5 protein-coding genes and 2 pseudogenes are annotated in these 8,428 nt (G+C 70.4%); 4 read left to right on the forward strand and 3 right to left on the reverse strand.

Annotated elements, in window-relative coordinates; all coding sequences use genetic code 11:
• Nucleotides 1–45 precede the first annotated feature (45 nt).
• Together ABZ641_RS19075 and ABZ641_RS19080 are read right to left on the reverse strand one after the other, a co-directional pair.
• Nucleotides 46–375: a hypothetical protein gene (locus ABZ641_RS19075; protein ID WP_359983221.1), complete on the reverse strand. Its 330-nt coding sequence runs from the start codon at nucleotides 373–375 to the stop codon at nucleotides 46–48.
• Complete coding sequence (locus ABZ641_RS19080) at nucleotides 372–515, reverse strand: hypothetical protein (protein WP_359983223.1); 144 nt, start codon at nucleotides 513–515, stop codon at nucleotides 372–374. The genes ABZ641_RS19075 and ABZ641_RS19080 overlap by 4 nt, the downstream gene beginning before the upstream one ends.
• Nucleotides 516–1,015: 500 nt before the next feature.
• On the opposite strand from ABZ641_RS19080, the gene ABZ641_RS19085 reads away from it, so the two are divergent.
• The 3 genes and pseudogenes from ABZ641_RS19085 (at nucleotide 1,016) to ABZ641_RS19095 (ending at nucleotide 6,289) form a co-directional block, all read left to right on the forward strand.
• The gene (locus ABZ641_RS19085) at nucleotides 1,016–1,225 is read left to right on the forward strand and encodes a ferredoxin (RefSeq protein ID WP_359983225.1); all 210 of its coding nucleotides are present in this window, start codon (nucleotides 1,016–1,018) and stop codon (nucleotides 1,223–1,225) included.
• Nucleotides 1,226–1,720: 495 nt separating this feature from the next.
• A pseudogene (locus ABZ641_RS19090) lies at nucleotides 1,721–3,595 on the forward strand (ATP-dependent Clp protease ATP-binding subunit); the annotation flags it as partial.
• Nucleotides 3,596–3,937: 342 nt separating this feature from the next.
• Complete coding sequence (locus ABZ641_RS19095; RefSeq protein WP_359983228.1) at nucleotides 3,938–6,289, forward strand: immune inhibitor A domain-containing protein; 2,352 nt, start codon at nucleotides 3,938–3,940, stop codon at nucleotides 6,287–6,289.
• Between the two features lie 91 nt (nucleotides 6,290–6,380).
• On the opposite strand, the gene ABZ641_RS19100 is transcribed toward ABZ641_RS19095, so the two are convergent.
• Nucleotides 6,381–7,490, reverse strand: coding sequence for a beta-eliminating lyase-related protein (locus ABZ641_RS19100; RefSeq protein WP_359983231.1), 1,110 nt, complete (start codon nucleotides 7,488–7,490; stop codon nucleotides 6,381–6,383).
• A 414-nt stretch (nucleotides 7,491–7,904) separates the two neighbouring features.
• Here ABZ641_RS19100 and ABZ641_RS19105 point away from each other — a divergent pair.
• Nucleotides 7,905–8,428: pseudogene (locus ABZ641_RS19105) on the forward strand (hypothetical protein); the annotation flags it as partial.

An 8,428-nucleotide genomic window follows, 5' to 3' on the forward strand; every position in this document is an offset into this window, starting at 1 on the left:
GCCCCGGACGACGGGGGTCGTCCGGGGCGCCGGGGGGCGGGGCGGTCAGCGGCAGCGGGTGGTGAAGCCGCCGGCGGCGAGGCCCTGGCAGAAGGAGGTGCGGGCGTCGGTGTAGCGGGAGAGGCGGCCGTCGACGAACCAGGCGGAGTCGGGCGGGAAGTCGAAGGTGCCGTCGGGCACGGCGTCCCAGCCGTAGCGGAAGTCGAGGTCGATGTAGGTGACGGCGGTGAGGACCCGGGAGAGGTCGTGGCTGCCGGACTGGTTGGGGATCGGGCCGTTGTAGTTCAGCAGGCCGAAGAGGCGCTTGACCCACGGGTTGCCGCGGACGGGCTGCAGGCCGTCGGTGGCGCCGTTGTCGGCGGTGAAGTTCATCATGCCGCCTCGGAGACGATCATCGTCTTGCCGTGGTCCCCGGCGAACTTCATCATGCCGAGCACGTTGCCGTCGTAGTCCAGTTCTGCCAGACGGCGGCCGGGTTGCCCCAGCCGTCGGTGCCGATGTACGGGTTGCGGCACTGCAGGGCGGCAGGGCGCCGATCAGCAGGGCGAGCAGGAGCAGGGGCAGCAGGAGCGGGGTGGTGGACCGGTGCGGGGTGGGGGCACGGGTGTCTCCGGTGCGGGTGGGGCCGGGCCGGGACGCCGGCGCGTCCGGGCCCGGCGGTCAAAGGTCGGGATCCGTGGCATCGGGTGGGGGTGAATGCCGACCGGAATGGTGGCGACGGTCGAATACCGGCGTCAACCGTCGGACGAACATTCGTGGATCGATGCAGGCGAATGGGCCGGGAGCGAAACCCCGGACGGCCATCTGCGCTGGCCGGCCGCGCTGTTGCGATCGATCCGGGAACGAAACATCGGGCGAAACTCATGGCCGGTTTCCGCCCTCGGCCGGGGGCGGCCGAAACCGGGCGCCCGGAATCGGACACGTTCGCGGAAGTTCTCCGGGTACGTACTCACGGCGATGGTCGGCGTGCTATCGGTTGACCTAGGCAACCGTTCCCGCTGCCGTTGGAGGCGCGATGCAGGTGACCGTCGATCAGGACCGCTGCTGCGGCTCGGGCCAGTGCGTGCTGACCGCGCCCGGGGTCTTCGACCAGTCCGACGAGGACGGGCTCGTCCGGCTGGTCCGCCCCGGGCCGGCCGAGGAGCAGCACGCCGCCGTCCGGCTCGCCGCCGCGCTCTGCCCCGGAAGTGCCATCACCGTGCTCGACACCGCGCTCGACGAGTGACCACCCACCCCCACGCGGAAGGACCGGCATGACCACCACCCCGACCGAATCCGCCCGTTCCACCCCCGACACGCGCTCCGCCCGGCCGGCGCTGCCCGCCGACCGGGGCGGCTGCCCGTTCGCCCCGCCGCCCGCCTACCGGGAGGCCCACCGCACCGCCCCCGTCACCCGCGCCGGACTGTGGGACGGTTCCGACTGCTGGCTGGTCACCGGTCACGCCGAGGTCCGTACGGTGCTCTCGGACAACCGTTTCTCGGCCGACGCCCGGCACCCGGGCTTCCCGTTCCTCTCCCCCGGCCGGCGCGAGCTGGTGAACCGGGCCACCCCGTCGTTCCTGCGCCTCGACGGCGCCGAGCACGCCCGCCAACGGCGCATGCTCACCGGCGACTTCATCGTCAAGCGGGTCGAGGCGATGCGCCCGCGGATCCAGCGGATCGTCGACGACGCGCTGGACCGGATGATCGCCGGGGGCTCCCCCGCAGATCTGGTCGCCGGCCCGGCGTCGGCAAGACCGCCGTCGTCGAGGGCCTGGCCCAGGCGATCGTCAAGGGCGAGGTCCCGGAGACCCTCAAGGACAAGCAGCTCTACACCCTGGACCTCGGCGCCCTGGTCGCCGGCTCCCGGTACCGCGGTGACTTCGAGGAGCGCCTGAAGAAGGTGCTCAAGGAGATCCGCACCCGCGGCGACATCATCCTGTTCATCGACGAGCTGCACACCCTGGTCGGTGCGGGCGCCGCCGAGGGCGCGATCGACGCCGCCAGCATCCTCAAGCCGATGCTGGCCCGCGGCGAGCTGCAGACCATCGGTGCCACCACGCTCGACGAGTACCGCAAGCACCTGGAGAAGGACGCCGCGCTGGAGCGCCGCTTCCAGCCGATCCAGGTCGCCGAGCCGTCGCTGCCGCACACCATCGAGATCCTCAAGGGCCTGCGCGACCGGTACGAGGCGCACCACCGCGTCTCGATCACCGACGCCGCCCTGGTCGCCGCCGCCACCCTGGCCGACCGGTACATCTCGGACCGCTTCCTGCCGGACAAGGCGATCGACCTGATCGACGAGGCCGGCTCCCGGATGCGCATCCGCCGGATGACCGCGCCGCCGGACCTGCGCGAGTTCGACGAGAAGATCGCCGAGGTCCGCCGCGAGAAGGAGAGCGCGATCGACGCGCAGGACTTCGAGAAGGCCGCCTCGCTGCGCGACGACGAGAAGCAGCTGCTCACCGCGAAGGCCAAGCGGGAGAAGGAGTGGAAGGCCGGCGACATGGACGTCGTCGCCGAGGTGGACGAGGAGCTCATCGCCGAGGTCCTGGCCACCGCCACCGGCATCCCGGTCTTCAAGCTGACCGAGGAGGAGTCCTCCCGCCTGCTGCGCATGGAGGACGAGCTGCACAAGCGCGTCATCGGCCAGAAGGACGCCATCAAGGCGCTCTCCCAGGCCATCCGGCGCACCCGTGCGGGCCTCAAGGACCCGAAGCGCCCCGGCGGCTCGTTCATCTTCGCCGGTCCGTCCGGTGTCGGTAAGACGGAGCTGTCCAAGACGCTGGCGGAGTTCCTCTTCGGCGACGAGGACGCGCTGATCGCACTCGACATGTCGGAGTTCTCGGAGAAGCACACGGTCTCCCGGCTGTTCGGCTCCCCGCCCGGCTACGTGGGCTACGAGGAGGGCGGCCAGCTGACCGAGAAGGTGCGCCGCAAGCCCTTCTCCGTCGTCCTCTTCGACGAGGTGGAGAAGGCCCACCCGGACATCTTCAACTCGCTGCTGCAGATCCTGGAGGACGGCCGCCTGACCGACTCCCAGGGCCGCGTGGTCGACTTCAAGAACACGGTCATCATCATGACCACCAACCTCGGCACCCGGGACATCTCCAAGGGCTTCAACCTGGGCTTCGCGGCCACGGGTGACGCCCAGAGCGGGTACGAGCGGATGAAGGCCAAGGTCAGCGAGGAGCTCAAGCAGCACTTCCGGCCGGAGTTCCTGAACCGCGTCGACGACATCGTGGTCTTCCACCAGCTGTCCGAGGACGACATCATCCAGATCGTCGACCTCATGATCGCCAAGGTGGACCAGCGTCTGAAGGACCGCGACATGGGTCTCGAACTCAGCGTCGAGGCCAAGAAGCTGCTGGCGAAGAAGGGCTACGACCCGATCCTGGGCGCCCGTCCGCTGCGCCGGACGATCCAGCGCGAGATCGAGGACCACCTGTCCGAGAAGATCCTCTTCGGCGAGCTGCGCGCCGGCCACATCGTGGTCGTCGGTACCGAGGGCGAGGGCAAGGAAGCGAAGTTCACCTTCCGCGGCGAGGAGAAGTCCCCGGTGGCCGACACCCCGGCGGCCGCGGTCTCGACCTCCGGACCGGACCTGACCAAGTAACCGGTCGTACGTAAAAGGACTCGGCCCCGACGGAACGTCGGGGCCGAGTCCTTTTCAGTTTTAAAACTGTTTAGACATCCATAACCTGTGATTTCGCCCCGCCGGAGCCTCCGGCGGGGCGTCGTGCCGCTCGTGCGGGTGCGATGGATGCCCCAACTGCGGGCCCCGCTTTACTCTTGACTGCCCATCAGTTGATCACGGCTGCCGGAGGATAGCGTTGTGATCATGCATGGTCAAGGTCTTTCTTTTTGACCTGGGCTTGGATCAAATGTCGTCCACCTGTCTTTCATTGGTTCGCCGGCGGGCCAAGAGCCGAGCCGGCAAGGGGAGGACGTCACCACGTTGAAGATATCCAAGAGGGCCGCTGCGGCCACTGCTGCCATCGCGGTCACGGCCGCGCTCGGCACGGGCCTGCTGCCCGGGACGGCCACCGCCGCCACGCCGGCCCCTGTCTCGCACGACCCTGCCGATGCGCAGGCGCTCAAGGTCGACCACGACCTGCCGGGCCCGCTGACCGCCAAGGTCGAGGCCGAGCAGAAGGCCGCCACCGAGCAGCTCCTGGCGGGCACCGCCAAGGTCGAGAAGCACGGCAGCAGCACCTCCGTGAAGCTGGGCCGCGACAAGTACGTCGAGCTGGCCCGTGAGCGCACGGACAAGATCTTCACCATCCTCGTCGACTTCGGCGACCAGGTGGACAACACCACCACCACCCCGGACGGCAAGGTCAAGTACGGCGGCCAGCCCGGCCCGGCGCACAACATGATCGCCCAGCCCGACCGGTCGAAGGACAACTCGACCGCCTGGCAGGCCGATTACAACCAGGCGCACTACCAGGACATGTACTTCTCCAAGACCGGCGACTCGCTGAAGACCTTCTACGAGAAGCAGTCCTCGGGCCGCTACTCGGTCGACGGCCAGGTCACCGACTGGGTGAAGGTGCCGTGGAACGAGGCCCGTTACGGCTCGGACTACTGCGGCCAGCACGTCTGCAACAACGCGCAGGACCTGATCCGCGACGGCATCAACGCCTGGGTCGCCGACCAGAAGGCCAAGGGCCAGACGGACGAGCAGATCAAGGCCACCATCGCGCAGTACGACCAGTGGGACCGGTACGACTACGACCACGACGGCAACTTCAACGAGCCCGACGGTTACATCGACCACTTCCAGATCGTGCACGCCGGTGAGGACCAGTCCGCCGGCGGCGGCGTCCAGGGCACCGACGCGCTCTGGGCCCACCGCAGCTACGTCTACGGCGCCCAGGCCGGCAAGACCGGCCCGGACAACAACAAGCTCGGTGGCACCCCGGTCGGCACCAGCGGCCTCTGGGTCGGCGACTACACCATGCAGCCCGAGAACGGCGGCCTCGGTGTCTTCGCCCACGAGTACGGCCACGACCTCGGTCTGCCGGACCTGTACGACACCACGGGCAAGGACGACAACTCGGTCGGCTTCTGGTCGCTGATGTCCTCCGGTTCCTGGCTGGGCGACGGCAAGTCGTCGATCGGCGACAAGCCGGGCGACCTCGACGCCTGGAGCAAGCTGCAGCTCGGCTGGCTGAACTACGACAAGGCCAGCGCCAACAAGCTGTCCTTCCACTGGACCGGTCCGGCGGAGTACAACAGCAAGCGCCCGCAGGCCGTCGTGGTCGACCTTCCGAACAAGACGGTCACCACCGAGATCAACACCCCGTTCGCGGGTGCGAACGAGTGGTGGAGCGGCAGCGCGGACGACCTGAACGTCTCGCTGGTGCGTGATGTCGACCTGACCGGCAAGACCTCGGCGACGCTGACCGCCAAGGCCTGGTACGACATCGAGCAGGACTACGACTACGGCTACGCCGAGGTCTCCACCGACGGCGGCGCCCACTGGACGGCCATCGACGGCACCTTCAACGGCACCCCGCTGCAGAAGGACGGCGCCGACGCGCCGGGCCTCACCGGCAACTCGGGCGGCAAGTGGGGCGACCTGTCCTACTCGCTGAACGCCTACGCCGGCAAGGCCGTCAAGGTCCGCTTCCACTACACCACCGACGGCGGCCTGCACATGAAGGGCCTCGCGCTGGACAACATCGCGATCAACGCCGACGGTGCCGCGCTGTTCAGCGACGACGCGGAGCAGGGTGACAACGGCTGGACCGCCACCGGCTTCTCGCGGATCACGGGCAAGTTCTCCAAGGAGTACGCCCAGCACTACATCGTCGAGAACCGTCAGTACGTGTCCTACGACACCACGCTGAAGACCGGTCCGTACGTGTTCGGTTCCGCGGCCCGCCCGGACTGGGTGGACCACTACCAGAACCAGAACGGCATCCTGATCTGGCTGTGGGACACCTCGCAGTCCGACAACAACGTGACCGACCACCCGGGCTCCGGCCTGATCCTGCCGGTCGACTCGCACCCGACCCCGATCTCCTGGGCCGACGGCACCCTGATGCGCCCGCGCATCCAGGGTTACGACTCGCCCTTCGGGTTCGAGCGCACCGACGGCCTGCAGCTGCACCGTGCCGACGTGCTCACCAAGATCCCGAGCGCGGCCGGCGTCACCACCTTCAACGACCACACCAAGAAGTACTGGGACGAGAAGACCCCGTACTCCAGCGTGAAGGTGCCGGACACCCACACCGCGATCGACGTGCTGTGGAACAGCTCCAACAAGCTGGAGACCATCCTGATGGTCCGCCCGTCCTTCTGATCGGCACCCTCGGGTACTGACAGTTGACACTGCGTCGGCCCGGTTCCTCCGGCGGGAGGAACCGGGCCGACGTGCGTTCCGGCCCGCGGCGTCAGAGCAGTGCCAGCAGGGCCGCCATCGCCTTGCCCACGTCCTCGGACGTCCACTCCAGGGCGGCGGCCCCAACCGTCACCTCGGTCATCGCGAGGCCGGGCGCCCCCGGCTCGTCCCAGTAGTGGAACAGCGCGATGCCCTGCTCCTCCGCGAGCCGCAGGGTGGCCTCGGTGAGGGCGTCCGCGGTGTGCGGCAGCCAGAGCCGGAACTGGTGGGTGTGCGGCGGCAGCGGGTCGATCCGGGCGCCGGGCACCTCGGCCAGGGCCGCGGCGACCGTCCTGGCGTGCGCCACGTACCGCGGCAGGCGCGGGAGTTCGCGCTCCAGCCCGACGAGCGTGGAGAGCGCCGCGGGCCACTGCTGGAAGAGCTTCCCGCCGTACCGGTGCTGCCACACCCGGGCCTCCCGGGCGAAGGCCTCGCCACCGGCCAGCAGGGCGCCGCTGAGGCCGCCCAGCGACTTGTAGCAGGAGACGTACACCGAGTCCGCCAACGCGGCGATCTCCGGCAGCGGGCGCCCGAGGTGGACGGTGGACTCCCAGAGCCGGGCGCCGTCGAGGTGCACCCGGGCGCCGAGTTCGCGGGCGGCGGCGACCGTCTCCACCAGCTGCTCCCAGGCGGGCAGCACGAACCCGGCGTCGCGCAGCGGGAGTTCCACCATCAGGGTGCCGAACCGCTCCTCACAGGTGCGGAGTTCGGCGGGGGTGGGCAGCCGCGGTGCGGTGGTCGGCCAGACGGTGTGCAGGCCGGTGAGCCGGGTGAGGGCCCGCCGCTCGTGCAGCTCCGGGTGGGCGAGCGGGTGCATCGCCACCATCGGGCTGCCGGTGCGCTCCGCCCAGTACCGCAGGGCCACCTGCTGCGCCATGGTGCCGGTCGGGAAGTAGACGGCGGCCTCCCGGCCCAGCAGGGCCGCCACCCGCCGCTCCAGGGCGCGGACCACCCCGTCCCCGTACACGTCGGGCCGCTCGTCAAGGTCGTGGACCCCTTCCGCTTCGGCGGCGAGCGACGCCATCCGCTCGCGCAGGCTGACCGGTCGGCTGCCCGAGAGCAGCCGGCCGCAGGACCGGAATGCGGCGTACCGCCGCTGCTGGAGTTCCTCGTTCACGGTCAGATCTTCGCCCGGACTCGTGCCCGCCGTCCCGGTCGGCGCGACCGGTCGGCACGAGAACGACGGAAATGTGCCCGTACCGCTCCACCCACGACCCCTCGGGACCGTGCGTGACCGCCCGGACGCGCGGCCGGCGCGGGCCGTGAGGGGCGTCACGATTGGCGGCCGCGGGGCGGGGTACCGCGGGTGGCAGTGGTCACAGGGCAGGGGCCCGGTACGAACGCGGGTAGTAGCGGGCGGGGCCGGTACGGCCGGGCGGGACGGGCCGGTCGCCGAAGGCCCGGTGTCCAGCACGACGGACCGTCGTAGGTCACACCGTTTGGGTACGTCCGGCCGAGCGACTACACCGGAGTGGTCCCCGCCAGGGAGCCGTGCGGCTCCGCTGCGCACCGCCCCCTTCCGCGAGGTCCAGCCACCATGCCTTCGTTCTCCGACGCCACCCGTCGCATCGTCCGCACGGCCTCCGCCGGCACCGCCGCGGCCCTGCTCAACGCCCGTTCGCTGTCCGCCCGCGCCCTGAACGGCGGGCTGCCGGGCACCTCGGCGGGCTCGCTCTCGGGTGTCCGGGCGGCGGCCTCGCCGGTGCTGGGGAACCGGGCGAAGGTGGCCTCGGGCGGCGTCGCCGCGCTGGCGCTGGGCGCCCTGCTGCTGCCGGGCCACGCCGCGGCGCAGACGACCGTCCACCCGACGGTGCCGGGCAGCTCGGTGTTCACCGCGTCCGCCGCGCCGCAGCAGGAGAACCGGGTCGTGCAGGTGGCCGCGCCGAGCACCTACAAGCAGCCGCGCTCGGTCTCCTCGCAGGACTCCGTCGCGGTGGCGCACAACCTCGCCCAGCCGCCGGCCGAGCAGCCCCAGCCCGCCGCCCAGCCGCAGCAGCAGGCGCAGCCCGCCCAGCAGGCCCAGCCGCAGCAGCAGGCGCAGCCGGCCCAGCCCGCCCCGGC

The sequence above is a fragment of the Kitasatospora sp. NPDC007106 genome (assembly GCF_040634455.1).
GTDB lineage: Bacteria > Actinomycetota > Actinomycetes > Streptomycetales > Streptomycetaceae > Kitasatospora > Kitasatospora arboriphila.